At 63.8% G+C, this 26,000-nt stretch carries 25 protein-coding genes; 21 read left to right on the plus strand and 4 right to left on the minus strand.

Annotated features, from left to right (window positions below):
* The first annotated feature begins 103 nt into the window (after nt 1–103).
* The 9 genes from pdhA (at nt 104) to RFM98_RS23915 (ending at nt 8,608) form a co-directional block, all read left to right on the plus strand.
* Complete coding sequence (pdhA, locus tag RFM98_RS23875; protein ID WP_320311102.1) at nt 104–1,141, plus strand: pyruvate dehydrogenase (acetyl-transferring) E1 component subunit alpha; 1,038 nt, start codon at nt 104–106, stop codon at nt 1,139–1,141.
* Nucleotides 1,142–1,156: 15 nt separating this feature from the next.
* The gene (locus RFM98_RS23880) at nt 1,157–2,551 is read left to right on the plus strand and encodes a pyruvate dehydrogenase complex E1 component subunit beta (RefSeq protein WP_320311103.1); all 1,395 of its coding nucleotides are present in this window, start codon (nt 1,157–1,159) and stop codon (nt 2,549–2,551) included.
* 12 nt (nt 2,552–2,563) lie between these two features.
* Nucleotides 2,564–2,851: a hypothetical protein gene (locus RFM98_RS23885; RefSeq protein WP_320311104.1), complete on the plus strand. Its 288-nt coding sequence runs from the start codon at nt 2,564–2,566 to the stop codon at nt 2,849–2,851.
* A 3-nt stretch (nt 2,852–2,854) separates the two neighbouring features.
* Nucleotides 2,855–4,234, plus strand: coding sequence for a pyruvate dehydrogenase complex dihydrolipoamide acetyltransferase (locus RFM98_RS23890; protein WP_320311105.1), 1,380 nt, complete (start codon nt 2,855–2,857; stop codon nt 4,232–4,234).
* Between the two features lie 115 nt (nt 4,235–4,349).
* Nucleotides 4,350–4,988: an SGNH/GDSL hydrolase family protein gene (locus RFM98_RS23895; protein ID WP_320311106.1), complete on the plus strand. Its 639-nt coding sequence runs from the start codon at nt 4,350–4,352 to the stop codon at nt 4,986–4,988.
* A gap of 222 nt (nt 4,989–5,210) precedes the next feature.
* Nucleotides 5,211–6,659 (plus strand): dihydrolipoyl dehydrogenase, encoded by a 1,449-nt coding sequence (gene lpdA / locus RFM98_RS23900; protein WP_320311107.1) that lies wholly within the window; start codon nt 5,211–5,213, stop codon nt 6,657–6,659.
* Between the two features lie 138 nt (nt 6,660–6,797).
* Nucleotides 6,798–7,055, plus strand: a complete 258-nt coding sequence (locus tag RFM98_RS23905) for a GlsB/YeaQ/YmgE family stress response membrane protein (RefSeq protein WP_027170010.1) — start codon at nt 6,798–6,800, stop codon at nt 7,053–7,055.
* A gap of 125 nt (nt 7,056–7,180) precedes the next feature.
* The gene (gene lipA, locus RFM98_RS23910; RefSeq protein ID WP_320311108.1) at nt 7,181–8,146 is read left to right on the plus strand and encodes a lipoyl synthase; all 966 of its coding nucleotides are present in this window, start codon (nt 7,181–7,183) and stop codon (nt 8,144–8,146) included.
* A 6-nt stretch (nt 8,147–8,152) separates the two neighbouring features.
* Nucleotides 8,153–8,608 carry a type II toxin-antitoxin system RatA family toxin gene (locus RFM98_RS23915; RefSeq protein WP_320216835.1) on the plus strand — a complete coding sequence of 152 codons (456 nt, stop codon included), beginning with the start codon at nt 8,153–8,155 and terminating at the stop codon, nt 8,606–8,608.
* Here the strand turns inward: RFM98_RS23915 and RFM98_RS23920 are convergent.
* Both RFM98_RS23920 and RFM98_RS23925 read right to left on the minus strand, forming a co-directional pair.
* The gene (locus tag RFM98_RS23920; protein WP_320311109.1) at nt 8,605–9,093 is read right to left on the minus strand and encodes a CinA family protein; all 489 of its coding nucleotides are present in this window, start codon (nt 9,091–9,093) and stop codon (nt 8,605–8,607) included. The genes RFM98_RS23915 and RFM98_RS23920 overlap by 4 nt on opposite strands.
* Nucleotides 9,090–10,319: a bifunctional 2-C-methyl-D-erythritol 4-phosphate cytidylyltransferase/2-C-methyl-D-erythritol 2,4-cyclodiphosphate synthase gene (locus RFM98_RS23925; RefSeq protein WP_320311110.1), complete on the minus strand. Its 1,230-nt coding sequence runs from the start codon at nt 10,317–10,319 to the stop codon at nt 9,090–9,092. The genes RFM98_RS23920 and RFM98_RS23925 overlap by 4 nt, the downstream gene beginning before the upstream one ends.
* 140 nt (nt 10,320–10,459) lie before the next feature.
* Between RFM98_RS23925 and dusB the strand changes: the two genes are divergently transcribed.
* From dusB to hflX, 8 genes are all read left to right on the plus strand, one after another.
* The gene (gene dusB / locus RFM98_RS23930) at nt 10,460–11,488 is read left to right on the plus strand and encodes a tRNA dihydrouridine synthase DusB (RefSeq protein WP_320311111.1); all 1,029 of its coding nucleotides are present in this window, start codon (nt 10,460–10,462) and stop codon (nt 11,486–11,488) included.
* Nucleotides 11,485–12,621, plus strand: a complete 1,137-nt coding sequence (locus tag RFM98_RS23935; protein ID WP_320311112.1) for a two-component system sensor histidine kinase NtrB — start codon at nt 11,485–11,487, stop codon at nt 12,619–12,621. Before dusB ends, RFM98_RS23935 begins: the two co-directional genes overlap by 4 nt.
* Nucleotides 12,618–14,078, plus strand: coding sequence for a nitrogen regulation protein NR(I) (gene ntrC / locus RFM98_RS23940; RefSeq protein ID WP_320311113.1), 1,461 nt, complete (start codon nt 12,618–12,620; stop codon nt 14,076–14,078). The genes RFM98_RS23935 and ntrC overlap by 4 nt, the downstream gene beginning before the upstream one ends.
* Before the next feature lie 120 nt (nt 14,079–14,198).
* Nucleotides 14,199–16,490 (plus strand): sensor histidine kinase NtrY-like, encoded by a 2,292-nt coding sequence (locus RFM98_RS23945; protein WP_320311114.1) that lies wholly within the window; start codon nt 14,199–14,201, stop codon nt 16,488–16,490.
* Nucleotides 16,480–17,841, plus strand: coding sequence for a nitrogen assimilation response regulator NtrX (gene ntrX, locus RFM98_RS23950; RefSeq protein WP_320216842.1), 1,362 nt, complete (start codon nt 16,480–16,482; stop codon nt 17,839–17,841). The genes RFM98_RS23945 and ntrX overlap by 11 nt, the downstream gene beginning before the upstream one ends.
* 81 nt (nt 17,842–17,922) lie before the next feature.
* Nucleotides 17,923–18,786: a D-amino-acid transaminase gene (locus RFM98_RS23955; protein ID WP_320311115.1), complete on the plus strand. Its 864-nt coding sequence runs from the start codon at nt 17,923–17,925 to the stop codon at nt 18,784–18,786.
* A 143-nt stretch (nt 18,787–18,929) separates the two neighbouring features.
* Nucleotides 18,930–19,175 carry an RNA chaperone Hfq gene (hfq, locus tag RFM98_RS23960; RefSeq protein WP_006202172.1) on the plus strand — a complete coding sequence of 82 codons (246 nt, stop codon included), beginning with the start codon at nt 18,930–18,932 and terminating at the stop codon, nt 19,173–19,175.
* Nucleotides 19,176–20,564 carry a GTPase HflX gene (gene hflX, locus RFM98_RS23965; protein ID WP_320311116.1) on the plus strand — a complete coding sequence of 463 codons (1,389 nt, stop codon included), beginning with the start codon at nt 19,176–19,178 and terminating at the stop codon, nt 20,562–20,564.
* 8 nt (nt 20,565–20,572) lie between these two features.
* On the opposite strand, the gene mazG is transcribed toward hflX, so the two are convergent.
* Nucleotides 20,573–21,397: a nucleoside triphosphate pyrophosphohydrolase gene (gene mazG / locus RFM98_RS23970; RefSeq protein WP_320311117.1), complete on the minus strand. Its 825-nt coding sequence runs from the start codon at nt 21,395–21,397 to the stop codon at nt 20,573–20,575.
* A 79-nt stretch (nt 21,398–21,476) separates the two neighbouring features.
* On the minus strand, nt 21,477–22,661 hold the full coding sequence (locus RFM98_RS23975; RefSeq protein ID WP_320311118.1) for an amino acid aminotransferase: 1,185 nt from the start codon (nt 22,659–22,661) through the stop codon (nt 21,477–21,479).
* Nucleotides 22,662–22,798: 137 nt separating this feature from the next.
* Between RFM98_RS23975 and RFM98_RS23980 the strand changes: the two genes are divergently transcribed.
* The 4 genes from RFM98_RS23980 to RFM98_RS23995 all read left to right on the plus strand — a co-directional run bounded on the left by RFM98_RS23980 (nt 22,799) and on the right by RFM98_RS23995 (nt 25,920).
* Nucleotides 22,799–23,332, plus strand: coding sequence for a sigma-70 family RNA polymerase sigma factor (locus RFM98_RS23980; protein ID WP_430682343.1), 534 nt, complete (start codon nt 22,799–22,801; stop codon nt 23,330–23,332).
* Entirely contained in the window at nt 23,329–24,102 is a 774-nt protein-coding gene (locus RFM98_RS23985) for an anti-sigma factor family protein (protein ID WP_320311120.1), read from the plus strand. The genes RFM98_RS23980 and RFM98_RS23985 overlap by 4 nt, the downstream gene beginning before the upstream one ends.
* 41 nt (nt 24,103–24,143) lie before the next feature.
* Complete coding sequence (locus tag RFM98_RS23990) at nt 24,144–24,860, plus strand: Bax inhibitor-1/YccA family protein (RefSeq protein ID WP_320311121.1); 717 nt, start codon at nt 24,144–24,146, stop codon at nt 24,858–24,860.
* 184 nt (nt 24,861–25,044) lie between these two features.
* On the plus strand, nt 25,045–25,920 hold the full coding sequence (locus RFM98_RS23995; RefSeq protein ID WP_320311153.1) for an aldose 1-epimerase family protein: 876 nt from the start codon (nt 25,045–25,047) through the stop codon (nt 25,918–25,920).
* Nucleotides 25,921–26,000: the final 80 nt, after the last annotated feature.

The raw sequence follows: 26,000 nt of genomic DNA on the forward strand, positions 1-26,000 counted from the left end.
GCATGGCGCAATGCATCCTTGCGTGTTAGCTTCCCAGAAATCGGTGGGGAGACGATCGATCTCTCCCGAATGTCCGCAAAGAGACGCCAACAGGGAGTGACGCATGGCCACCGCCGCCAAAAAAGCGCCCGCCAAATCCAGATCCGACAAACAGCCCAATCTGTCAGCGCCGAAGCCGGCGGATTTCACCAAGGAAGAAGAGCTTTCCGCCTATAGGCACATGCTCTTGATCCGCCGCTTCGAGGAGAAGGCCGGCCAGCTCTACGGCATGGGCTTCATCGGCGGCTTCTGCCATCTCTATATCGGCCAGGAGGCCGTCGTCACCGGCATGAAGATGGCGCTGATCGAAGGCGACCAGATGATCACCGCCTATCGCGACCATGGCCACATGCTGGCGATGGACCTGTCGCCGCGCGGCGTCATGGCCGAGCTCACCGGGCGCCGCGGCGGCCTGTCGAAGGGCAAGGGCGGCTCCATGCACATGTTCTCCAAGGAGAAGCATTTCTATGGCGGCCACGGCATCGTCGGCGCGCAGGTGTCGCTCGGCACCGGCCTCGCCTTCGCCAATCGCTATCGCGACAACAAGAATGTCTCGCTGACCTATTTCGGCGACGGCGCCGCCAACCAGGGCCAGGTCTATGAAAGCTTCAACATGGCTTCGCTGTGGAAGCTGCCGGTGATCTACATCATCGAGAACAACCGCTACGCCATGGGCACGTCCGTATCGCGCTCGTCGGCCGAGACCGACTTTTCGCATCGCGGCGCTTCCTTCAAGATCCCCGGCATCCAGGTCGACGGCATGGACGTCCGCGCCGTGAAGTCGGCGGCCGATCTTGCCACCGAATGGTGTCGCGCCGGCAACGGTCCGCTGATCCTCGAAATGCAGACCTACCGCTATCGCGGCCACTCGATGTCCGACCCGGCGAAGTACCGCTCCAAGGAAGAAGTGCAGAAGATGCGCTCCGAGCACGACCCGATCGAACAGGTCAAGGCGCGGCTGATGGACAAGAAGTGGGCGAGCGAGGACGAGCTCAAGGCCATCGACAAGGAAGTCCGCGACATCGTCGCCGACGCCGCCGAATTCGCCCAGCACGACGCCGAGCCGGATCCGTCCGAGCTCTGGACCGATATCGTACTCTAAGGAGAGGGCAAGGACATGCCGATCGAAATTCTCATGCCCGCGCTTTCCCCGACCATGGAAGAGGGCAATCTTTCCAAATGGCTGAAGAACGAAGGCGACAAGATCGTCGCCGGTGACGTCATCGCCGAGATCGAGACCGACAAGGCGACGATGGAGGTCGAAGCCGTCGACGAAGGCACGCTCGCCAAGATCGTGGTTCCCGCCGGCACGGAAGGCGTCAAGGTCAACGCGGTGATCGCCGTGCTTGCCGTCGACGGCGAAGACGTGGACAAGGCCGGCGAAGGCATCGGCGAAGAAGAGCCTGCCAAGCCTGAGGCCGCAGCGCCGGCGCCAGCGCCAGCCGCAGCCATGAGCGAGGCCGCGGCACCTGTCGCCGCCGCGCCGAAAACGGAAGTCGCCGCCGACCCCGACATCCCCGCCGGCACCGAGATGGTCTCGACCACTGTGCGCGAGGCGCTCCGCGACGCCATGGCCGAGGAAATGCGCCGCGACGGCGATGTCTTCGTCATGGGCGAGGAGGTCGCCGAATACCAGGGCGCCTACAAGATCACTCAAGGGTTGCTGCAGGAATTCGGCCCGCGCCGTGTGGTCGATACGCCGATCACCGAGCACGGCTTTGCCGGCGTCGGTGTGGGTGCCGCGATGGCCGGGCTGAAGCCGATCGTCGAGTTCATGACCTTCAACTTCGCTATGCAGGCGATCGACCAGATCATCAACTCGGCCGCCAAGACGCTCTATATGTCTGGCGGCCAGATGGGCGCGCCGATCGTGTTCCGCGGCCCGAACGGCGCCGCCGCCCGCGTCGCCGCGCAGCACTCGCAGTGCTACGCCGCCTGGTACAGCCACATTCCAGGCCTGAAGGTGGTGATGCCTTACACGGCAGCCGACGCCAAGGGCCTGCTCAAGGCCGCGATCCGCGATCCGAACCCGGTCATCTTCCTCGAGAACGAGATCCTCTACGGCCAGTCCTTCGACGTGCCGAAGCTCGATGACTTCGTGCTGCCGATCGGCAAGGCGCGCATCCACAAGCAAGGCAAGGACGTCACCCTCGTCTCCTTCGGCATCGGCATGACCTATGCGGTCAAGGCGGAAGCCGAACTGCGCGGCATGGGCATCGATGCCGAGATCATCGACCTGCGGTCCATTCGCCCGCTCGACTTCGATACGATCATCGCCTCGGTGAAGAAGACCAACCGGCTGGTGGTGGTCGAGGAAGGTTTTCCGCAGAGTTCGGTCGGCGACCACATCGCCAACCAGGTCTCGCAGCGCGCCTTCGACTTCCTCGATGCGCCGGTCATCACCATTGCCGGCAAGGACGTGCCGATGCCTTACGCGGCGAACCTCGAGAAGCTGGCTTTGCCCAATGTCGGCGAGGTCGTCGAGGCCGTCAAAGCCGTTACCTATCGCTAGGGGGCAACGCCAATGCCGTCTTTCTGGGTTTTGGCTGCTGTCATCGTTCCCACCGTCGCGATTGCCTTTTTGGTGCGTTCCATGACGGGCAGGTTTGACGCGATCCTGTTGATGCTCAGCGGCGCGGCCTCGCTTGTTCTCGCCATTGTTGCGACCGGCTCCGCTCAGGTCGACCAGACAGGCGCCATGATGAGCCTGGAAATGAGCAAAAGCAGTTTCCATTTCGGTGTCTTGCCACCGGTGTTCATCGTCGCCACGCTGACGGTCATGCGCGGCCTGTTCAAATTCATCCAGGAGTGAGCGATGCCTATCAACATCACCATGCCGGCCCTGTCGCCCACCATGGAAGAAGGCAATCTTTCCAAGTGGCTCGTGAAGGAAGGCGACAAGGTTTCGCCCGGTGACGTGATCGCCGAGATCGAGACCGACAAGGCGACGATGGAGGTCGAGGCCGTCGACGAAGGTACGGTCGCCAAGCTGGTGGTTCCGGCCGGCACCGAAGGCGTCAAGGTCAACGCGCTGATCGCCATCCTGGCCGGTGAAGGCGAGGATGCCGGCGCCGCGGCCAGGAGCGGTGGCGATGCCGCGTCGAAGCCGGAGGCACCCAAGGCCGAGCCTCCGAAGGCCGAGGCGCCCAAGGAAGCGCCGAAAGCGGCAGCGGCCGCTACGGCGCCCGCACCGGCGAACGCCGAGCCCGCTCCCGCCGCCAACGGGCACGCCTCTGGCGACCGCGTCTTCGCTTCGCCGCTGGCCCGCCGCATCGCCAAGGATGCCGGCGTCGACGTAACGGCACTGACCGGCTCCGGCCCGCATGGTCGCGTGGTGAAGGTCGACGTCGAGGCGGCGATCGCTTCCGGCGGCGCCAAGGCCGCACCGGCGGCGAAGGCGCCGGCAGGCGCCCCAGCGTCCGCTCCGGCCACCGCGCCCAAGCCTATGTCGGACGACCAGGTGCTGAAGCTGTTCGCCGAAGGCTCCTACGAACTGGTGCCGCACGACAATATGCGCAAGACGATCGCGCGGCGCCTGGTCGAAGCCAAAACCACCATCCCGCATTTCTACCTGACGCTCGACTGCGAGCTCGATGCGCTCTTGGCGCTGCGCACCCAGCTCAACGCGGCGGCACCGATGAAGAAAACCGAAAAGGGTGAGGCGCCGGCCTACAAGCTCTCGGTCAACGACATGGTCATCAAGGCGATGGCCATGGCGCTGATGGCGGTGCCGGATGCGAACGCCTCGTGGACCGACAGCGCCATGGTCAAGCACAAGCACGCCGATGTCGGCGTCGCGGTGTCGATCCCCGGCGGCCTGATCACGCCGATCATCCGTCATGCCGACGAAAAGACGTTGTCCACCATCTCCAACGAGATGAAGGACCTGGCGAGCCGTGCCAGGAGCCGCAAGCTGAAGCCGGAAGAATACCAGGGCGGCACCACGGCGGTGTCCAATCTTGGCATGTTCGGCATCAAGGACTTTGCCGCCGTCATCAACCCGCCGCACGCGACGATCCTGGCGGTCGGCGCCGGCGAGCAGCGCGCGGTGGTCAAGAGCGGCGAGATCAAGATTGCCAATGTGATGTCGGTGACGCTCTCGACCGATCACCGCGCCGTCGACGGCGCGCTTGGCGCGGAACTCCTCGGCGCCTTCAAGCACATGATCGAAAACCCGATGGGCATGCTGGTGTAAGAAGGAAAAGGCGGTGCGGAAATTCTTCACCAGCCTTTTTGCCTTCGTCCTTTCCGGCTTCGCCGGCGGGCTGGTGGCGCATCCAAACAGGTGTTGGTAGAAGCGGGGCAAAGGCGTGAAGACAATTCTGTGCTACGGCGACTCCCTGACCTGGGGCTACGACGCCGCCAGCCTCGGCCGCCATGCGCTGGAGGACCGCTGGCCGAGCGTGCTTGGGGCCGAGCTCGGCGGCGATATCGAGGTCATCGCCGAAGGTCTCAACGGCCGCACCACGGCCTTTGACGACCATCTGGCCGGCGCCGATCGCAACGGCGCCCGCGTCCTGCCGACGATGCTGACCAGCCACGCGCCGCTCGATCTCGTCATCGTCATGCTCGGCTCCAACGACATGAAGCCGTGGATCCACGGCAATCCGGTCGCAGCCAAGCAAGGCATGCAGCGGCTGATCGATATCGTGCGCGGTCACGACTATCCGTTCGAATGGCCGGCACCACAGATGCTCATCGTCGCGCCGCCCACTGTCTCGCGTACCGACAATGCCGAATTCAAGGAAATGTTCGCCGGCGGCGATGACGCTTCGAAGCGGCTGGCACCGCAATATTCACTGCTGGCCGATGAGGCCGGCTGCGGCTTCTTCGACGCCGGCACGGTTGCAACAACCACGCCGCTCGACGGCGTCCATCTCGATGCCGAGAACACGCGAAACATCGGGAAGGCGCTGGCACCGTTGGTGCGCGTGATGCTAGCGACATGATGGTCGATGCATTTCTGATCATCGGACTGTTGTTGGCCGTGCGTTCGCAAGGCCGTCGAGGTCCGCTTCTTGCAGGCTGCGCATTTGTGGGACTCTGGGTTTTTCATGCTCTTTCGATACTGATGAATGAGCCAGCTTTCAGGCCTCCGATGCCGACACACGAGCCATGGTTGATACCAAAGCCTTCTTTCGGTGAAGCCTTGCTTCAATAAGGACCATAAAATGTCTGAATCCTACGACGTCATCATTATCGGCTCAGGCCCCGGCGGCTATGTCACGGCGGTGCGTTCCGCCCAGCTCGGCTTCAAGACGGCGATCGTCGAGCGCGAGCATCTGGGCGGCATCTGCCTCAATTGGGGCTGTATACCGACCAAGGCGCTGCTGCGCTCGGCCGAGATCATGCATTATTCGGATCACCTCAAGGACTACGGCCTGAAGCTTGAAGGCGGCAAGGTCAGCCCCGACACGGCCGCCGTGGTCGACCGGTCGCGAAAGGTGTCGCTGCGGCTCAACACCGGCGTCGGCTTCCTGATGAAGAAGAACAAGGTCGACGTCATCTGGGGCGAAGCGAAGCTTTCGAAGCCTGGTGAGGTTGTCGTTTCGAAGACCGCGAAGAAGGCGATGGAACCGCAGCCGCCGGTGCCGAAAGGCGTCAAGGGCGAGGGCACCTACACCGCCAAGCACATCATCCTGGCGACCGGCGCCAGGCCGCGCGCGCTGCCCGGCATCGAGCCGGACGGCAAGCTGATCTGGACCTATTTCGAAGCGATGGTTCCGAAGGAAATGCCGAAGTCGCTGCTGGTGATGGGCTCGGGCGCCATCGGCATCGAATTCGCTTCTTTTTACCGCACCATGGGTGCCGACGTGACGGTGGTCGAGCTGTTGCCGGCGGTGATGCCGGTCGAGGACGCCGAAGTCTCGAAATTCGCGCAGAAGCAGTTCGAGAAGCAGGGGATGAAGATCATCCTCGAAGCCAAGGTGACCAAGGTTGAAAAGGGCGCCAATTCGGTCACCGCGCATGTCGAGATGAAGGGCGGCAAGGTCGAGAAGATCACCGCCGACCGCATGATCTCGGCCGTCGGCGTACAGGGCAACATCGAAAACCTCGGCCTCGAGGCGCTCGGCGTGAAGACGGACCGCGGCTGCGTGGTCGCCGACGGCTACGGCAAGACCAATGTGCCCGGCGTCTACGCCATCGGCGACGTCGCCGGACCGCCGATGCTTGCCCACAAGGCGGAGCACGAAGGCGTCGTCTGCATCGAGAAGATAGCCAATTTCCCGGGCGTGCACGCCATCGACAAGCTGAAGATCCCGGGTTGCACCTATTGCAGCCCGCAGGTCGCTTCCGTCGGCCTGACGGAAGCGAAGGCCAAGGCCGAAGGCAAGGATATCCGCGTCGGCCGCTTCCCGTTCAGCGCCAACGGCAAGGCCATCGCGCTCGGCGAGGATCAGGGTTTCGTGAAAACCATCTTCGACAAGAAGACCGGGCAGTTGCTTGGCGCGCATATGGTCGGCGCCGAGGTGACCGAGCTCATCCAGGGTTTTGTCGTGGCAATGAACCTGGAGACGACCGAGGAAGAGCTGATGCACACGATCTTCCCGCATCCGACCCTGTCGGAGATGATGAAGGAGAGCGTGCTCGACGCCTATGGCCGCGCTTTGAACGCATGATAAATCACCAATCGGTGATAAATGGCCAATCGGTGATAGATTGGCTGCGTGAGACTCACCTGCGGCAGCCGGAGAAATCTGACGGCAAGGCAGTTCATATCCGGATGCATTTTCACCTGATCGAGGAGGAATTGGCACATGCATTTGAATGGCGTCGGCTGGATCGCAGCCATCATCGTCGGAGGTCTGGCGGGCTGGCTCGCCGAGATGGTCATGAAGAGCAACACCGGCATCTTCATGAACATCATCATGGGTATCGTCGGCGCGGTGGTGCTGAACGCGATCCTGCAGGCTCTCAACATCCAGTCGTTCGGCGTCGGCTGGGTCGCCTACCTGATAACCGGCTTCATCGGCGCCTGCCTGCTGATCTTCGTGGGACGGCTTGTTCGCCGCTAGACGAACACCGCTATGCGAAAAAGGCCGGGGCGGCATGCGCCTCCACGGCCTTTTTCTTTGCCTCGAAAAGTCTTAGATGACGAAAGACGGGCGGCTGTCGAAATCGCGGCCGCGAAGGGTTTGACATGGTCACAGTCGTAGACACGATCGCCAACCGGCCGCGCCCGCGGCACCCCGAGAAGGCGCACAGGCCCGACCAGGAAGTGCTGCGCAAGCCCGACTGGATCCGCGTCAAGGCGCCGGTTTCGAAGGGCTATGCCGAAACGCGCGAGATCGTGAAATCGCACAAGCTGGTGACGGTTTGCGAAGAGGCCGGCTGCCCCAACATCGGCGAATGCTGGGACAAGAAGCACGCCACCTTCATGATCATGGGCGAGATTTGCACGCGCGCCTGCGCCTTCTGCAATGTCGCGACCGGCATCCCGACCGCGCTCGATGCCGATGAGCCGGCGCGCGTCGCGCACGCCGTCAAGCAGATGGGGCTAAGCCACGTCGTCATCACGTCCGTCGACCGTGACGATCTTGCCGACGGCGGCGCGCAGCATTTCGCCGATGTCATCCGCGCCATCCGCGCGGCCACGCCCTCGACCACAATCGAGATTCTGACGCCCGACTTCCTGCGCAAGGACGGCGCGCTCGAAATCGTGGTTGCGGCCAAGCCCGACGTCTTCAACCACAATCTCGAAACCGTGCCGTCGAATTATCTGACGGTGCGTCCCGGGGCCCGCTATTTCCACTCGATTCGGCTTTTGCAGCGGGTCAAGGAGCTCGACCCGTCGATCTTCACCAAATCCGGCATCATGGTCGGCCTCGGCGAGGAGCGGAACGAGGTGCTGCAATTGATGGACGATTTGCGTTCGGCCAATGTCGACTTCATGACCATCGGCCAGTACCTGCAGCCTTCGAAGAAGCACCATCCGGTGATCCGCTTCATCCCGCCCGACGAGTTCAAGTCCTACGAGACGGTCGGCAAGACAAAGGGTTTCCTGCTGGTGGCGTCGAGCCCGCTGACGCGCTCCTCGCACCATGCCGGCGAGGATTTCGCCAGGCTGCGCGCGGCGCGCGAGGCGCAGCTCAAGAAGGCCAGCTGACCTTCAATGCCGAAATTCGAGGCGACACGCCGCGTTGCGCATACGCCGGAGGAGATGTTCGCGCTGGTTGCCGACATCGAGACCTACCCGCAATTCCTGCCGCTCTGTGAATCGCTCACCATACGCTCGCGCAAGGAGCGAGACGGGCGCACCATCCTGGTTGCCGACATGAGCATCGGCTACAAGGCGATCCGCGAGACCTTCACGACGCAGGTGCTGCTCAATCCGGCCGAGCACGCCATCGATGTCAAATACATTGACGGCCCGTTCAAATATCTCAGCAATATCTGGCGTTTCGATCCCGCCGAGCGCGGCTGCGAGGTGCATTTCTTCATCGACTATGAGTTCAAGAGCCGCATCCTGGGCGCGGTCATGGGCACGATGTTCGACCGCGCCTTCCGCATGTTCTCGGAAGCCTTCGAGAAACGCGCCGACGTGATCTACGGACCGAAACCAGCCTAATCTTTACCCAGAACGCGCAAACCCAGCTGCAGTGCGTGCCGCACCGTCTCGTGACGGATGAATTCGCGGCCCTTGTGACCGAACAGCTGATGCTCGGCGACAATCGGCTGGCCTGCCAGCGCTATCCCGAACCAGACGAGACCGACCGGCTTTTCCGCCGAGCCGCCGCCAGGGCCGGCAATGCCGGTGACGGCAAGCGAGAGGCTGGCTTGCGAATGCGCCAATGCGCCCGCCGCCATTTCGAGAACCGTCTCGCGCGAGACCGCGCCATGCGCGTCGAGCGTGGCGGCGGAGACGCCGAGCATCTCCATCTTGGCTTCGTTGGAATAGGTGATGAAGCCGCGATCGACCACGGCGGAAGAGCCGGCGATGTCGGTCAGCGCGGCGATGATCAGGCCGCCGGTGCAGCTCTCGGCCGTCGCCAGCATGATGCCGCGCTGCTGGCAGGCTTGAAGCAGTGCGTTTGCGAGTTCAGCGTTGCTCATGCCGGCACCTCGCCCGGATAGACGACGCTGGCCGTGGCGATTGCGGCGATGCCTTCACCGCGCCCGACAAAGCCGAGCTTCTCGTTGGTCGTCGCTTTGATCGAAATGCGCTCGGGCGCAATCCCGAGCATGGCCGAAAGCGCTTGCGTCATCGCCGCGCGATGCGGCCCGACGCGCGGCGCCTCGCAGATCAGCGTGATGTCGGCATTGGCGATGCGGCCGCCGCGCTCGCGCACCAGCTTTGCCGCGTGCTCTACGAAGATCTTCGAGGCCACACCCTTCCACTGCGGGTCCGACGGCGGGAAATGCGTACCGATGTCGCCGGCGCCGCAGGTGGCGAGCAGCGCATCGGTCAGCGCGTGCAGCCCGACATCGGCGTCGGAATGGCCGGAGAGTTTTCGCTCGTAGGGAATGGCGACGCCGCACAAGGTGACATGGTCGCCCGGCTCGAACGCATGCACGTCATAGCCATTGCCGGTCCGGATATCCGGGAAGCGCTGCTGCGCGCTCAAGAGCCGTTGGTCGGCCAATGCAATATCCCTTGCCCAGGTGAGTTTGACGTTGTCCGGCGATCCGGGAACGATCTTGACCGGTATATGTGCCCATTCGGCGATCGCCGCGTCGTCGGTGAACTCCGTCTTGCCCAGATGATGCGCCTTCTCATGTGCGGCAAGCAGCGGCCAGAACGGAAAGCCCTGCGGCGTCTGCGCGGCATGAAGGCCGGCTCTCGATACCGTCTCATCGATCATGCCGGTGGCCGATTCCCGCTTCAGCGTGTCGGCAACGGGCAGCGCCGGCAGCGCGCCCTGGCGCTCGCCGATGGCTTCGATGGTGCGGTCGATCAGCCCGGCGTCGACGAACGGGCGCACGGCATCGTGAACCAGCACTTTTGCGGGTGCCTGGTCCCTCAGTGCCAGAAGGCCGAGCCGGACGGAGGCCTGGCGCGAAGGGCCGCCGATAACCGTGATGAGACGTTCGGCGTGCACCCCCGCCGCGTGCTGCAAAAGCTCGGCATCGTCGCCGTGGATAGCCACGACCACCGAGCCGATCATCGGATGGGAGAGAAAGATATCCAGCGTATGCGCGATGACGGCACGACCGCCGATGCGCTGATATTGCTTCGGACCGTCGGCCTGTCCGGCGCGCGCGCCACGGCCGGCGGCGACGATCACCACCCCGATGCCGCCGCTCGGGCCTGCCGCTTGCTTTTCGCTTGCCTCGCTCATTCCGATCGGTCCTAGTCGGGGTGATGGCCGAAGGCCAGCATTTTCCAAAATGCGCCTTAATGTGACGTCATTGCGCGTTGCACAATGCCAGACTTCTGGCTAGAGAATGTGCAACGATCGTACATGCTTGGTTTTTGTGCATGACTGAACTGACCACTTTGGCTTCGCCACTCGATGTCGGCGGCGTGAGAATCCGCAATCGCGTTTTCCTGGCGCCGATGTCGGGCATCACCGACGAGCCGTTCCGGCGGCGCGCCCACGCGCATGGCGCCGGGCTGGTCGTGTCGGAAATGGTGGCGAGCGGCGAACTGGCCAGGGGCAGGGCCGGATGCGACCTGCGCATCCGTCATTCCGGCCTGCCTGTGCATATGGTGCAGCTTGCCGGGCGCGAGGCGGTCCATATGGGCGAGGGCGCGCGTATCGCGGCGGGCGAGGGCGCCGATATCATCGACATCAATATGGGCTGTCCGGCAAAGAAGGTGACCGGCGGCTATGCCGGTTCAGCACTGATGCGCGATCTCGACCACGCACTTTCGCTGATCGAGGCTGTGGTCGGCGCCGTTTCGGTGCCGGTGACGGTCAAGATGCGGCTCGGCTGGGACGAAAGCGCCCTGAACGCGCCGATGCTGGCTCGCCGCGCCGAACAGGCGGGTGTCAGGATGGTGACCGTGCATGGCCGCACGCGTTGTCAGTTCTACCAGGGCAAGGCCGATTGGCGCGCCATTGCCCGCGTCAAGGAAGCTGTCTCCATCCCGGTCGTGGCCAACGGCGATGTCGGCTCGCCGCAAGAGGCTGCGACAATCCTCGAGCAATCCGGCGCCGACGCGGTGATGATCGGCCGCGCGCACTACGGCGCGCCATGGATCGCAGGCGGCGTTGCGACAGCCGCGGCCGGAACATGCACACAAGGCATTCCCCAAGCGCCGGAAGCGCTCGCCGATTACGTCGTCTCGCACTACGAGGACATGCTCTCGCTCTACGGCATCGAAAGCGGTCTCCGGCAGGCGCGCAAACACCTCGGCTGGTATCTCGACCGTCATGCTCCCCGAGCTTGCGCAGAGCAGCGCAAACGCATCCTCACTTCCGTCGAGCCGGGTGAAGTCACTGCCGAGTTGCACCGCGTGCTCGCCGATAGCTCGCCATCGATCAGCTTGCGGAGCGCGGCATGAAGGCTGATGTTCCACAGCAGGTGGCGGACGCAGCCAACATCGTGCTCAACACCATCCGCCGCCCGGTGATCATGGTCGATCCCGAGGGCTTTATCACTTTCGCCAATGCGGATGCCGAGGACTTCTTCCGCTCCAGCGCAACCATGCTCGCCCGCAACACGCTGTCCAAGCTGGTGCCGTTCGGCAGCCCGCTGCTGACGCTGGTCGATCAGGTGCGCGAGCGTGGTGCGCCGGTCAACGAATATCGCGTCGACGTGTCGTCGCCGCGCCTCGGCATCGAGAAGATGGTCGATCTCTATGTCGCGCCGGTGCCGGAGTTTTCGGGCTCTGTCGTCGTCATGTTCCAGGAACGGTCGATGGCCGACAAGATCGACCGCCAGATGACGCATCGCGGTGCGGCGCGCTCCGTCACCGGTCTTGCCGCCATGCTGGCGCATGAGATCAAGAACCCGCTCTCCGGCATCCGTGGCGCCGCCCAATTGCTCGAGCTTTCGGCTTCCGATGAAGACCGCGCGCTGACCCGCCTGATCACCGACGAGACCGACCGCATCGTCTCGCTGGTCGATCGCATGGAAGTGTTTTCCGACGAGCGGCCGATCGAGCGCTATCCGGTCAACATCCATGTCGTGCTCGATCATGTGAAGGCGATCGCCAAGAACGGTTTTGCAAGGCGGATCAAGATTTTGGAGGAATATGATCCATCATTGCCTCCGGTCTTCGCCAACCGCGATCAGCTGATTCAGGTCTTCCTCAATCTGGTCAAGAACGCCGCCGAGGCCATCGGCGCGGACCCGCAAGGCGAGATCATGCTCTCGACGGCCTTCCGTCCGGGCATCCGCGTTTCCGTGCCTGGAACGCAGGACCGTGTCTCGTTGCCGCTGGAATTCTGCGTGCATGACAACGGCCCCGGCGTTTCCGAGGACATCCTGCCGATCCTGTTCGATCCGTTCATCACCACCAAGCCGAATGGTTCCGGCCTTGGGCTGGCCCTGGTCGCCAAGATCGTCGGCGAGCATGGCGGCATCATCGAATGCGATTCGACGCCGCGCGGCACCACGTTTCGCATCCTGCTGCCTGCCTGGAAGGAGACTTCGCCAGGCTCGGGCGATGAAGCTGAAGGAGACCGCAAATGAGCGTTCGCGGCAATATTCTGGTCGCCGACGACGATGCAGCCATCCGCACCGTGCTCAACCAGGCGCTGTCGCGCGTCGGCCACGAGGTGCGCGTCACCTCCAACGCCTCGACGCTGTGGCGCTGGGTTGCGGCGGGCGAGGGCGATCTCGTCATCACTGACGTGGTGATGCCCGATGAAAACGCCTTCGACATGCTGCCGCGCATCAAGAAGGCGCGGCCCGAGCTGCCGGTCATCGTCATGAGCGCGCAGAACACGTTCATGACCGCCATCCGCGCCTCCGAGACCGGCGCCTACGAATATCTGCCGAAGCCGTTCGACCTCACCGAACTGCTCAACATCGTCAACCGGGCTCTGGCCGAGCCGAAGCGACCGAAGCTCGATGCCCGCGCGGAAGACCAGCCGGAGACGATGCCCCTGGTCGGCCGCTCGGCCGCCATGCAGGACATCTACCGCATGCTGGCGCGCATGATGCAGACCGATCTCACGGTCATGATCAGCGGCGAGTCCGGCACCGGCAAGGAACTGGTGGCGCGTGCGCTGCACGAATATGGCCGCCGTCGCGGCGGTCCGTTCGTGGCCATCAACATGGCTGCGATCCCGCGCGACCTCATCGAGTCTGAGCTGTTCGGCCACGAGAAAGGCGCCTTCACCGGCGCCCAGAACCGCTCCAGCGGCCGCTTCGAGCAGGCGGAGGGCGGCACGCTGTTCCTCGATGAGATCGGCGACATGCCGATGGAAGCGCAGACCCGGCTGCTGCGCGTGCTGCAGCAGGGCGAATACACCACGGTCGGCGGACGCACGCCGATCAAGACCGACGTGCGTATCGTTGCGGCCACCAACAAGGATCTGCGCACGCTGATCAACCAGGGCCTGTTCCGCGAGGATCTATTCTATCGTCTCAACGTCGTGCCGCTGAGGCTGCCGGCGCTGCGCGAGCGTTCCGAGGACATTCCAGATCTCGTGCGGCACTTCTTCAAGCAGGGCGCCAGCGAGGGCCTGCAGACCAAGCGCATTTCGACCGGCGGCATCGAGCTTATGAAGCGCTATCCCTGGCCGGGCAACGTGCGCGAGCTCGAAAACCTGGTGCGCCGGCTGGCCGCCCTCTACTCCCAGGACGAGATTTCATCGGAGATCATCGAGTCCGAGCTCAAGACCGGCGATAGGCCGGTCGTGCCCGACGGCGGCGCGCTCATCCCCGACGATCTGTCGATCGGCCAGGCGGTCGAGCATTTCCTGCAGCGCTATTTTGCCTCCTTTGCCGGCGAATTGCCGCCGGCCGGGCTGTACCAGCGCATCCTTGCCGAGGTCGAGTATCCGCTGGTGCTGGCTTCGATGACGGCGACGCGCGGCAACCAGATAAAGGCGGCCGAGCTTCTGGGGCTCAACCGCAACACGCTGCGCAAGAAGATCCGCGAGCTTGGCGTCAACGTCTACAAATCGACCAGGCAGCCGTAACGTCACCTCGTCTTTTCGGCGAATTAGGCGGGGAAAGATTTTCGTCCCGGCCACACTTGTTGCATAATCGCCACAATGCGTTGCATACATCCGACGCAATGACCGAGTCTGTACCGCGACATGGCAGCTGAGGCTCCGACCCTGAACCAACCGCTTTTCAGCCAGACCGGCACGCGTGACGGCCGACGGTTGCTGGCGCTGCCCGGCGTGGTCGCGATCGCCGGTGCGGTGATCACGGCGGCGATCTCGTTCGCGATCCTGGTCGGCGCCACGCCGATCGCCCCGACCGCCGACGCGACCTGGGCCCTGGTCGCGGCCAATGCCGTTTTTGTTCTGTTCCTGATCGCCTTGATCGCCCGCGAGGTGCGTCGCATCGTTCTGGCGCGGCGCCACGGCAGGGCCGCCTCGCGGCTGCATGTGCGCATCGTCGCGATGTTCGCGCTGGTTGCCGCCATCCCGGCCATCATGGTGGCGATCATCGCCTCGATCACGCTCGACATCGGTCTCGACCGCTGGTTCGAAATCCGCACCAAGACGATCGTCAACTCGTCGCTGTCGATCGCCGACGCCTACGTGCAGGAAAACGCCCGCAACCTGCAGGGCACGACCTTGTCGATGGCATATGATCTCGATGCCTCGCGCACGCTTTACGGCCTTGACCGCGGCGGTTTCCTCGATTTGCTGACCAAGGAAGCTGTCGGCCGCGGACTGGCGCAGGCGGCCTTGATCAAGCCCGACGGCTCGTTCGTCATGAGCGCCAAGACCGATGCCGATTTCGCCATGCCCGAGCCGCCGCCGGGCGCCGTCAACACCGCGGGGGACGGCAAGCCGGTGCTGATCGAACCGCGGACCCGCAACATCATGGGCGCCATCATCAAACTGCGCGCGATCGAAGGGCTTTACCTGTATACGATCCGGCTGGTCGACCCCGACGTGATCAAGGCGCGCCAGATCGTCAAGTCCAACACCGACGAATACCGCAACCTGGAGGACAACCGCCGGACCTCGCAGATCGCTTTTGCGCTGCCTTATTTGTCCCTCACCCTGATCATTACGCTGTCGGCGATCTGGACCGGCATTGCGGTCGCAGACCGCATTGTGCGACCGATTCGCCAGTTGATCGGCGCCGCCGACGAGGTGGCGACCGGCAATCTCGACGTTGCCGTTCCGGTGCGCCAATCCGATGGCGACGTCGCCTCGCTCGGCGATACCTTCAACAACATGATCCTCGAGCTCAAATCGCAACGCAACGAGCTCCTCTCGGCCAAGGATGTGATCGACGAGCGCCGGCGTTTCTCCGAGGCGGTGCTCGCCGGCGTCACCGCCGGCGTCATCGGCGTCGACCCTTACGGCATCATCACCATCGTCAATCGCTCGGCCGAAACCATGCTGGCGATTTCGGCGAATGCGACGCTCGGCCAGAACCTTTCGGCGGTCCTGCCCCTCGTCGGCCGCGTCTTCGAGATTGGACGGCAGTCCGGCAAGCCGGTCTATCGCGAGCAGGTGACCTTCTTCCGTACCGGTCTGGAACGCACTTTCAATGTCCAGGTTACTGTCGAGGCCGGCGACGACGGCGAGGACGAGAAGTCCTATGTGGTCACGGTCGACGACATCACCGATCTCGTCCAGGCGCAGCGCTCGTCGGCCTGGGCGGATGTCGCCCGGCGCATCGCGCATGAGATCAAGAACCCGCTGACGCCAATCCAGCTCTCGGCCGAGCGCATCAGGCGCCGCTATGGCAAGGTCATCACCGAGGACCGCGAGGTCTTCGACCAGTGCACCGACACCATCATCCGCCAGGTCGAGGACATCGGCCGCATGGTCGACGAATTCTCGGCCTTCGCCCGCATGCCGAAGCCGGAGATGAAGGCGATCGATCTGCGTGAATCGCTGCGCGAGGCGTCCTTCCTGGTCGAGGTCAGCCGCTCCGACATCGCCTTCCAGCGCGACTTCGGCAGTGAGCCGTTGAAGGGCACTTTCGACAGCCGCCTGATGGCGCAAGCCTTCGGCAACGTCATCAAGAACGCCGCCGAGGCGATCGACGGTCTTGATGCGCAAGACCGTTCGGACGGCACAATCCGGATTCAGGCCGGTCACCAAGATGGCGCCATACGAATCGACGTTATCGACAACGGCAAGGGGCTGCCGCGCGAGAATCGCCAAAGGCTTCTCGAGCCCTATATGACGACGCGCGAGAAGGGCACCGGGCTTGGCCTCGCTATTGTCAAGAAGATCGTGGAAGACCATGGCGGCCGTCTCGAGTTGCACGACGCGCCAGCGGATTTCCATGGTGGCCGGGGCGCGATGATCTCGATCATCCTGCCCCCGGCAACGGTCGTAGCCGCGCCGCCACGCGGTGAAGGTCGAAGCGAACACGAAAGAGAAACTGAAAAGGTCGGTAATGGCGTCTGACATTCTCATCGTCGATGACGAGGAAGATATCCGCGAACTTGTCGCCGGTATACTGAGCGACGAGGGTCATGAAACTCGCACGGCGCATGATGCCGACAGCGCGCTTGCGGCAATTGCCGATCGCGCGCCGCGGCTGATTTTCCTCGACATCTGGCTGCAAGGCTCGCGCCTCGATGGCCTGGCGCTGCTTGACGAGATCAAGACCATGCATCCGAACATGCCGGTGGTGATGATCTCCGGACACGGCAACATCGAAACGGCGGTCTCGGCCATCCGGCGCGGCGCGTACGACTTCATCGAGAAGCCGTTCAAGGCCGATCGCCTGATCCTGGTCGCCGAGCGCGCGCTGGAGACGTCCAAGTTGCGGCGAGAAGTCTCCGATCTCAAGCAGCGCAGCGGCGAGACCTTCGACCTGATCGGCATGTCGTCGGCAATGAGCCAGTTGCGGCAGACCATCGAGCGCGTCGCGCCCACCAACAGCCGCGTCATGATCATCGGCCCTTCCGGCTCCGGCAAGGAACTGACGGCGCGCGCCATCCACACGCTTTCGTCGCGCAAGGCCGGTCCGTTCGTCACGTTGAGTGCGGCCACCATCACGCCCGAGCGCATGGAAATCGAGCTGTTCGGCACCGAATCGAACGGCACCGAGCGCAAGGTCGGCGCGCTGGAGGAGGCGCATCGCGGCATTCTCTACATCGACGAAGTCGCCGACATGCCACGCGAAACGCAAAACAAGATCCTGCGCGTGCTGGTCGAGCAGCAATTCGAGCGGGTAGGCGGCACCAAGCGCGTCAAAGTCGATGTCCGCATCATCTCCTCGACCTCGCAGAATCTTGAAGCAATGATCGCCGACGGCCGCTTCCGCGAGGACCTTTACCACCGCCTGGCAGTGGTTCCTGTCATGGTGCCGGGGCTTGCCGAGCGGCGCGAGGACATTCCCTATCTCGTCGACAATTTCATGAAGCAGATCGCGCGCCAGGCCGGCATCAAGCCGCGCCGCATCGGTGACGATGCGCTGGCGGTGCTGCAGGCCCATAACTGGCCGGGCAACGTTCGCCAGTTGCGCAACAACGTCGAACGCCTGATGATTCTGGCGCGAGGCGAAGAGGCCGATGCGCCGATCACCGCCGACCTTTTGCCGTCCGAGATCGGCGACGTCATGCCACGCACGCCCAACCAGTCGGACCAGCACATCATGGCGCTGCCGCTGCGCGAGGCACGCGAGCAGTTCGAGAAGGACTATTTGATCGCCCAGATCAACCGCTTCGGCGGCAACATCTCGAAGACGGCCGAGTTCATCGGCATGGAACGCTCGGCGCTCCACCGCAAGCTGAAATCGCTGGGCGTGTAGCGAACGGTGGCCCACGTGATTGTCCATTACCGCAGCGGCGGAATCGCCTAAGAAAGCCTGACGTTTTCCCCGAGGGTGCCCATGCCGCGCATTGCCTATGTCAACGGGCGCTATGTCGTCCATGCTGAAGCCCGCGTCCATATCGAGGACCGCGGCTACCAGTTCGCCGATGGCGTCTATGAGGTCTGCGAGGTGGCGCGCGGCCATATCGTCGACATGCCGCGCCACCTTGCCCGGCTCAAGCGCTCGCTGGGGGAACTGTCGATCGCCTGGCCGGTCTCGGAAGGGGTCCTGCCGATGCTGTTGCGCGAAGTGGTCAATCGCAACGGCGTGGTCGACGGCCTTGTCTATCTGCAGGTGACACGCGGCGTCGCCAGCCGTGATTTCGTCTTCCCACCGGCAGGCACAAGGTCGTCACTGGTCATAACCGCCAGAAAAGCCGATCCGGCCGCGGGAGCGAAGCGGGTGGAGACTGGCATCAAGGTCATCACGGTGCCTGAGAATCGCTGGGACCGCGTCGACATCAAGAGCACGGGTCTCTTGCCCAATGTGCTCGCCAAGCAGAAAGCCAAGGAAGCCGGCGCCCAGGAAGCCTGGTTCGTCGACACCGACGGCAACGTCAAGGAAGGCGGTTCTTCGAACGCCTGGATCGTCACCCGGGACGGCGTCCTGGTGACCCGGCCGGCCGAGCACGGCATCCTGCGTGGCATCACCCGCACGACGCTTTTCGATGTCGCCGCCAAGCTTGGCCTCAAGATCGAGGAGCGCGGCTTTTCGGTCGCCGAAGCCAAGGCCGCCAAGGAAGCATTCATCAGCTCGGCGACGACAATCGCCATGCCTGTGGTCGAAATCGACGGCGCGCCGATCGCAAATGGCCATCCTGGTTCCATGACACTTTCGTTGCGGCAGGCCTTTTTTGACGTTGCGGAAAAAAGTCCAGCCTGATAACCGCACAACTGGAATGAACCTTAACTATCTCGTTCTGCTTGCCATTGTGTTGGCAAGAGGGGGTTTGCGCGCTTGACAGGTGCCGCGTAATTTGGCGCATTGGTCCGCAAACCGAAGGGGATCGGCGAAAGACAAGAAAAATGGCGGAACGATCGCAAAACCTTCAGGACCTGTTCCTGAATTCAGTTCGCAAGAGCAAAAATCCACTCACCATCTTCCTCATCAATGGCGTGAAGCTGACCGGTGTGGTCACTTCGTTCGACAATTTTTGTGTGTTGTTGCGGCGTGACGGGCACTCCCAGCTCGTCTACAAGCACGCCATTTCCACGATCATGCCGAGCCAGCCGGTTCAGATGTTCGATGGCGAGGAAAGCCAGGGCGCCTGATTGGCACGTGATAAGGACGCGGACCGCAGCGTTCGCGGAAAACAAGGACATCAACTCGGGCCGGAAGCCAAGGATCCGACCCGAGCTGTCGTCATTGTGCCGGTGCTTGCCCGCCAGCCGCGCGGCGACGATGACGCGAGCCGTCCGCGGCTGAGCCGTTCGGCCGACGCCCGCCACGACGAGGCGGTCGGGCTTGCCAGCGCCATCGATCTCAATCCGGTCCACACGGCCGTGGTGACGGTCGCCGACCCGCGGCCGGCGACGCTGCTCGGCAGCGGCAAGGTGGCCGAATTCGCCGACATCGTGAAGGAACGCAAGGCGGAGCTGGTCATCGTCGACCATCCGCTGACGCCGGTGCAGCAGCGCAATCTCGAAAAGGAACTGAACGCCAAGGTGCTCGACCGCACGGGGCTCATTCTCGAGATATTCGGCGAGCGCGCGCGTACCAAGGAAGGCACGCTTCAGGTCGAGCTCGCGCATCTCAACTACCAGAAGGGCCGGCTGGTGCGGAGCTGGACCCACCTTGAGCGGCAACGCGGCGGCGCCGGCTTCCTCGGCGGCCCCGGCGAAACCCAGATCGAATCCGACCGGCGCATCCTGCAGGACAAGATCACCAAGCTGAAGCATGAGCTGGAAACGGTGCGGCGCACCCGCGACCTGCACCGGGCCAAGCGCAAGAAAGTGCCGTTCCCGGTGGTGGCGATCGTCGGCTACACCAATGCCGGCAAGTCGACGCTGTTCAACTGGCTGACCGGGGCAGGGGTGCTGGCCGAAGACATGCTGTTCGCGACGCTTGATCCGACGTTGCGGCGCGTGCGGCTGCCGCACGGCACGCCGGTTATCCTGTCGGACACGGTCGGCTTCATCTCCGACCTGCCTACGCATCTGGTGGCGGCGTTCCGGGCAACGCTGGAAGAAGTCGTCGAAGCCGATCTGGTGCTGCATCTGCGCGATATCTCCGATCCCGACACGGCGGCCCAGGCCGAGGACGTCGAACGCATCCTTGGCGATCTCGGCGTCGATGCCGCCGACACGAACCGTGTGATCGAGGTCTGGAACAAGATCGACCTGCTCGATGAAGGCAACCGGGAGCGGTTGCTCGCCGAAGGGGCAAGCGGCAAATCTCCGCCGATCGCCATATCGGCTGTGACCGGCGAAGGACTGGACACGCTGAAGGCGCTCATCGAGACGCGCGTGTCGGGCGAGCTGGAAACGATGACGGTTACGTTGAGCCCGGCCCAGCTCGGCCAGGTCGACTGGCTCTACCGCAACGGCGACGTTGTTTCGCGCACCGACAATGAGGATGGCAGCGTCACCCTCTCGCTGACGGCCACACACAGCGCCAGGCAGGAAATCGAGAGCCGCCTGCATCGCAAGCACGGCAGCTAACCGGCTGTTTACTTTGCGCTTTTGGCCTGCTGCCAGAGCGCTTCCATTTCGTCGAGCGTAGCCTTCTCCAGCGATCTGCCCGAAGCCTCCAGGGCCTGCTCGACATAGTGGAACCGCGAGCGGAACTTTTCGTTGGTGCCGCTGAGCGCCGCTTCCGAATCGAGCTTGAGGTGGCGGCCGAGATTGACGACGGCAAACAGCATGTCGCCGAACTCGTCCTGGATGGGCGCGGCGTCGCCCGTGGCAAGCGCCTCGCGCAATTCGCCGATCTCTTCCTCGATCTTGTCGAGGATCGGTGCTGCCTCGCTCCAGTCGAAGCCGACACGCGCTGCTTTCTCCTGCAGTTTCAGCGCACGCGTCAGGGCAGGGAGCGCCACCGGAACGCTGTCGAGATAGCCCTTTCCGTGATCCTCAGGATCGAGTCCGCGCGCAATGCGGGCGTCGCGCTTCTCGGCTTTTTCGGCCGCCTTGATCTTCTCCCACATCCCCTTGGCCATGCCGGCGCTGCGCGCCTTCTCGTCGCCGAAGACGTGCGGATGGCGGCGGATCATCTTGGTGGTGATGGCTTCGACGACATCGCCGAAAGCGAACTCGCCAATCTCCTCAGCCATTTGCGCGTGATAGACGACCTGAAGCAGCAGGTCGCCCAGCTCTTCGCGCAGATCGTCGAAGTCGCCGCGCGCGATCGCATCGGCCACTTCATAGGCCTCCTCGATCGTGTAGGGCGCGATGGTCGCGAAATTCTGCTCGATATCCCAGGGGCAGCCGGTCTTCGGCGCCCTGAGCGCCGCCATGATCTCGATCAGCCGGGAAATGTCCTTGGAAGGCGTCATGGGTCGAGCCTATCCCGCGACTGGCGTCCGACCAATCCCGGCTGGACACCGAAACGAGTTGTCCACAGCCGTCGGGATCTCAGTCGAGCACCGAGACGATCGCCTTGGCGAGATCGTCCATGCCGTCCTCCGGCAGGCCGGCCACGTTGATGCGGCTGTCGCCCACCATATAGATGGCGTGCTCGGTGCGCAGGCGTTCGACTTGCGCCTCGGTCAGCCCCAGCCTCGAAAACATGCCGCGATGGCTGGCGACGAAATCGAAGCGGTCGGAGTTGGACTGACGCCGGAGCGCCTCGGCGAAGGCGACCCGCAGCCTGAGCATGCGCAGCCGCATCTCCTCGAGCTCCGTCTCCCAGTCCTTCTTCAGATGAACGTCTTCCAGCACCATGCGCACCGCCGCCGCGCCATGATCCGGCGGCATCGAATAGAGCGCGCGCGCGGCCGCCAGCATCTGGCTTATCGCCACATCCGCCTGGGCACCATCCTTGGCCATGATCATCGCGGCACCCACGCGGTCGCGATAGACGGCGAAATTCTTCGAGCAGCTCGAGGCGACGACCATTTCCGGCACTTTGCCGGCCAGCAGCCGCAGACCGGCGGCGTCGGCGTCGAGGCCCTCGCCAAAGCCTTGATAGGCGATGTCGACGAAAGGCAGCAGGCCGCGCTCCAACAGCACATCGGCGACCTTGGCCCACTGCGCCGTATCGAGGTTGGCGCCGGTCGGGTTGTGGCAGCAGCCATGCAGCAGCACGACATCGCCGCTGTTGGCTGTCTTGAGCGCCCCGAGCATCTCGTCGAAGCGCACGGCACCCGAAGCGGCATCGAAATAGGGATAGTCACGCACCTGCAATCCAGCAGCGCGCATCACCGGCAGATGGTTCGGCCAGGTCGGATCGGACAGCCAGACGGTGGCACCTGCGCGCGTGCGTTGCAGAAGCTCTGCCACCAGCCTGAGCGCGCCGGATCCGCCCGGCGCCTGCGCGGCACGGATGCGCGAATGGTCGGCCTTCTCGCCAAAGGCGAGCTTGATCATGGCGGCGTTGAAGCCGGTATCGCCGGCAAGGCCGAGATAGGTCTTGGTGTCCTGGGCGGCCAGCAGACGCTTCTCGGCCTCGCGCACGGCGCGCATCACCGGCGTCCTGCCGTCGATGTCCTTATAGACGCCGACACCGAGGTCGACTTTACCCGGCCGTGGGTCGTTGCGGTAGAGGCCGATCAGGGCAAGGATCTTGTCGGCGGGCGCGGGCTGCAGGGTCTCGAACATCGAAAAGGACTCCAATGGCGGCGGAGTGATACGCAAATCGATCCCGCCGCGCCAGCGCTTTCCTCCGTGCCGGCGACACGTAAGAAGAAAATGCCGGGCAGGGGGATTAAAACCCCTACATGCTCCGTAAACAGGGCATGAAACAGTCGATGGCACGCTTCGACATTGTCGGGCAATTGGGGTCGCTGCGGCGTTATGCACGCTCGCTGACGCGCGACAGCACTGACGCCGAGGATCTCGTCCATGACGCGCTGGTGCGCGCCTATGAGCGGCGCGCGACCTTTCGCTCGGGCGGCAATTTGCGCGCCTGGCTGCTGGCGATCGTGCACAACATCTTCATCGACCGCATGCGCTCGCGCCGTTCCGAGGCGGCACGCATCGAACAGGCCGGCCTTGTTGCCGACCAAAACATGCCGGCGTCGCAGGACCATTCGGTGCGCTTGTCGCAGGTCCGCGATGCATTTCTTTCGCTGCCCGAAGAACAGCGCTCCGCCCTGCATCTCGTCGCCATCGAAGGGCTTTCCTATCAGCAGGCCGCCGAAGTCATCGGCGTGCCGCTCGGAACTTTGATGTCGCGCATCGGCCGCGCCCGTGCCGCGCTGCGCGAGATGGAGGAGGGGGCTCCGCTGAAAGCCAGGCCTCATCTCAGGATCGTGGGAGACGATCAATGACCGCCATTGTCGACCCCGTAACCGATGCCGACCTCGACGCCTATGTCGACGATCAACTGGATGTTGCCCGCCGCATCGAGGTCGAGGCGCACCTCGCCGCGCGTCCGGAAGTGGCGGCGCGCGTGATGTCCGATCTGAGGACGCGCGATGAACTGCGCGTCGCGCTTGCCGGACCTTTCGGCATGGCGCGTCCGGCCACCACCGAAGCGGCGCGGCGGCTGGAAAGGGCGCTTGCCAGGGGGCGCATCCTTGCCGTGCTGCAGCGGGCAGTGGCAGCGGCCGTGCTGGTCGCGGCAGGCTGGCTGGCGAACGGCATTTTCGGGCCGATCGCTGTGACCAAGGTGGTCGCTTCGACGCAGCCGCCGGCCTATGTCGAGGATGCGGTCCGGGCGCACCGGACGACCTTGGTGCGCGAGACGATGCCGTCGCAGCGCGAAGCGCCGGGCTACAATGCCGACGAGATCCGCGCCGCGACGGCGATCGTGATGCCGTCGCTGCCCGACGACTGGAAGATCCGCGACGTCCAGGTCTATCCCTCGCAATTCGGGCCGAGCGTCGAGGTTGCGGTCGAGACCAAGGACATCGGTCTTGTCTCGCTGTTCGCCATCAGGCCGGGCACGTTCGATGTCGTGAAGCCAACGATCGCGCCCTCCGATGACATTTCAACTGCATATTTCCAGATCGGCGAGGTTGCCTACGCGGTGGTCGGACGCGGCGACGCCGGCAATCTCGACCGTGCCGCCGAAAAACTCGCCAAAACTCTCTACTGAAAACAGACGCTCTACTGAGACTTCCAGCTAAGGAGAACCAAATGAACAGCCCCAATCTGGGATACCGAATGGGCACCGGCGTCCAGGCCGGAGCCGTCTATGACGAGGGCCTGCGCAAGCACATGCTGCGCGTCTACAACTATATGGGCCTCGGTCTCGTCGTCACCGGCCTCGTCGCCTTTTTCGTGGCCTCGACGCCGGCACTCTATGTGCCGATCTTCTCCAGCCCGCTGAAATGGGTGGTGATGCTGGCGCCGCTCGCTTTCGTCATGATCTTCTCGTTCAAGATGCAGACGATGTCGGCCGCAAGCGCCCAGGCGATGTTCTGGGCCTTCTGCGCGGTGATGGGCCTGTCGCTCGCCGCCGTGTTCCTGGTCTTCACCTCGACCAGCATCGCGCGCACCTTCTTCATCGCCGCCACCATGTTCGGCGCCACCAGCCTCTACGGCTACACGACCAGGCGTGACCTGTCGCAATTCTCGTCCTTCCTGATCATGGGCCTGATCGGCGTGGTGATCGCGAGCCTGGTCAACCTGTTTCTCGGTTCGACCGCGCTGCAGTTCGCCATCTCGGTGATCGGCATTGCCGTCTTCGTCGGCCTCACTGCCTGGGACACGCAGACGATCAAGGAGCAGTATGCGGAGAACTTCGATGCGGAATCGCAGCAGAAGCTCGCCGTCTTCGGCGCCTTCTCGCTCTATCTGAACTTCATCAACATCTTCCAGCTGCTGCTGAATTTCACCGGCGAGCGCGAATAGGCCGGACCGTAGCAGGCAACACTGCTGACCTCGGCACGGCCGGAGGGAAACCTCCGGCCAATTCTTTTGCCAGTACGACGAAAGAGACCTGCACAACCGAGTGAGGTGCGGCATGCCTGCCACCCTTGAGTATACGCTTGGCCTTTTGGTAGCCTGCCGGCATGCGAGCGACCGCGAGGACGTAATGGAACAGCTGACGCTTCACGCTGACGGCATCTCGGCAACCATCGTCGGGCAGGGGGCCGAACTGGTCTCGCTGCGCGATGCCGACGGCACCGAGCTTCTGTGGCAGGCAGGCCCCGCGTGGCGCCGTCATTCGCCGGTCCTGTTCCCGATCGTCGGCCGGCTGAAGGGCGATCGGCTGCGGCATCGCGGACAAAGCTACCCGATGACGCAGCACGGCTTTGCCCGCGACAGGCGCTTTGCCTGGGCCGGGCAGGGACCGACCTCCTGCGTGTTGGTCCTGACCGATGACGCCGAGACGCGGACGCACTACCCGTTCGCCTTTCGCCTCACCATCGGCTACGACCTGAAACCACGGCAACTCGGCGTGACCTTCGAAATCGCCAACACCGGCGACCAACCGCTGCCGGCCTCGATCGGCGCGCATCCGGCGTACAACTGGCCGCTGCTGCCGGAACTGCCCAAGGAGGCCTACCGGCTGACCTTCGCCGACAATGAACCGGCGCCGGTCCGTCGCCTGAAGGACGGCCTGCTGCTGCCGGCCTCGCAACCAACGCCCATCGAGGGAAAGACGCTGCCGCTTTCCGAAAAACTATTCGACGACGACGCCGTCATCCTCGACCGTCCGGCCAGCACAAGCGTACGCTATGCCGCCGGGCGCGGGCCGGCGATCGAGATGTCGTGGCAGGGCTTCAACGAGCTGGGTATCTGGTCCAAGCCCGGCGGCGCGCCGTTCCTGTGCATCGAGCCCTGGCACGGCATCGCCAGCCCCGTCGATTTCGACGGCGAGTTCGCCGATAAGCCGGGCGTCATGCTGATCGAGCCGGGCGCGAAACGCACGCTGAGCTACCGGATCGCTGTCGGCCGGGAGCCATAGGCATGGCGTTTGCGATCAAGGCCGAAGTCTTTTCAGCGCGACGCGGGCGACCGGGGACTTGCGGCAACCGGGAACTATCC

This window comes from Mesorhizobium australafricanum, assembly GCF_033977265.1.
GTDB lineage: Bacteria > Pseudomonadota > Alphaproteobacteria > Rhizobiales > Rhizobiaceae > Mesorhizobium > Mesorhizobium australafricanum.

Coding starts and splice junctions, on each gene's coding strand:
- RFM98_RS23980 (WP_430682343.1), top strand. CDS start 22,799: ATGAAACAGTCGATGGCACGCTTCGACATTGTCGGGCAATTGGGGTCG.
- dusB (WP_320311111.1), top strand. CDS start 10,460: ATGACTGAACTGACCACTTTGGCTTCGCCACTCGATGTCGGCGGCGTG.
- mazG (WP_320311117.1), bottom strand. CDS start 21,397: ATGACGCCTTCCAAGGACATTTCCCGGCTGATCGAGATCATGGCGGCG.
- RFM98_RS23990 (WP_320311121.1), top strand. CDS start 24,144: ATGAACAGCCCCAATCTGGGATACCGAATGGGCACCGGCGTCCAGGCC.
- RFM98_RS23880 (WP_320311103.1), top strand. CDS start 1,157: ATGCCGATCGAAATTCTCATGCCCGCGCTTTCCCCGACCATGGAAGAG.
- pdhA (WP_320311102.1), top strand. CDS start 104: ATGGCCACCGCCGCCAAAAAAGCGCCCGCCAAATCCAGATCCGACAAA.
- RFM98_RS23955 (WP_320311115.1), top strand. CDS start 17,923: ATGCCGCGCATTGCCTATGTCAACGGGCGCTATGTCGTCCATGCTGAA.
- hfq (WP_006202172.1), top strand. CDS start 18,930: ATGGCGGAACGATCGCAAAACCTTCAGGACCTGTTCCTGAATTCAGTT.
- RFM98_RS23975 (WP_320311118.1), bottom strand. CDS start 22,661: ATGTTCGAGACCCTGCAGCCCGCGCCCGCCGACAAGATCCTTGCCCTG.
- RFM98_RS23885 (WP_320311104.1), top strand. CDS start 2,564: ATGCCGTCTTTCTGGGTTTTGGCTGCTGTCATCGTTCCCACCGTCGCG.
- RFM98_RS23915 (WP_320216835.1), top strand. CDS start 8,153: ATGCCGAAATTCGAGGCGACACGCCGCGTTGCGCATACGCCGGAGGAG.
- lipA (WP_320311108.1), top strand. CDS start 7,181: ATGGTCACAGTCGTAGACACGATCGCCAACCGGCCGCGCCCGCGGCAC.
- ntrC (WP_320311113.1), top strand. CDS start 12,618: ATGAGCGTTCGCGGCAATATTCTGGTCGCCGACGACGATGCAGCCATC.
- RFM98_RS23925 (WP_320311110.1), bottom strand. CDS start 10,319: ATGAGCGAGGCAAGCGAAAAGCAAGCGGCAGGCCCGAGCGGCGGCATC.
- RFM98_RS23995 (WP_320311153.1), top strand. CDS start 25,045: ATGGAACAGCTGACGCTTCACGCTGACGGCATCTCGGCAACCATCGTC.
- RFM98_RS23935 (WP_320311112.1), top strand. CDS start 11,485: ATGAAGGCTGATGTTCCACAGCAGGTGGCGGACGCAGCCAACATCGTG.
- RFM98_RS23920 (WP_320311109.1), bottom strand. CDS start 9,093: ATGAGCAACGCTGAACTCGCAAACGCACTGCTTCAAGCCTGCCAGCAG.
- RFM98_RS23985 (WP_320311120.1), top strand. CDS start 23,329: ATGACCGCCATTGTCGACCCCGTAACCGATGCCGACCTCGACGCCTAT.
- lpdA (WP_320311107.1), top strand. CDS start 5,211: ATGTCTGAATCCTACGACGTCATCATTATCGGCTCAGGCCCCGGCGGC.
- RFM98_RS23905 (WP_027170010.1), top strand. CDS start 6,798: ATGCATTTGAATGGCGTCGGCTGGATCGCAGCCATCATCGTCGGAGGT.
- RFM98_RS23890 (WP_320311105.1), top strand. CDS start 2,855: ATGCCTATCAACATCACCATGCCGGCCCTGTCGCCCACCATGGAAGAA.
- ntrX (WP_320216842.1), top strand. CDS start 16,480: ATGGCGTCTGACATTCTCATCGTCGATGACGAGGAAGATATCCGCGAA.
- RFM98_RS23945 (WP_320311114.1), top strand. CDS start 14,199: ATGGCAGCTGAGGCTCCGACCCTGAACCAACCGCTTTTCAGCCAGACC.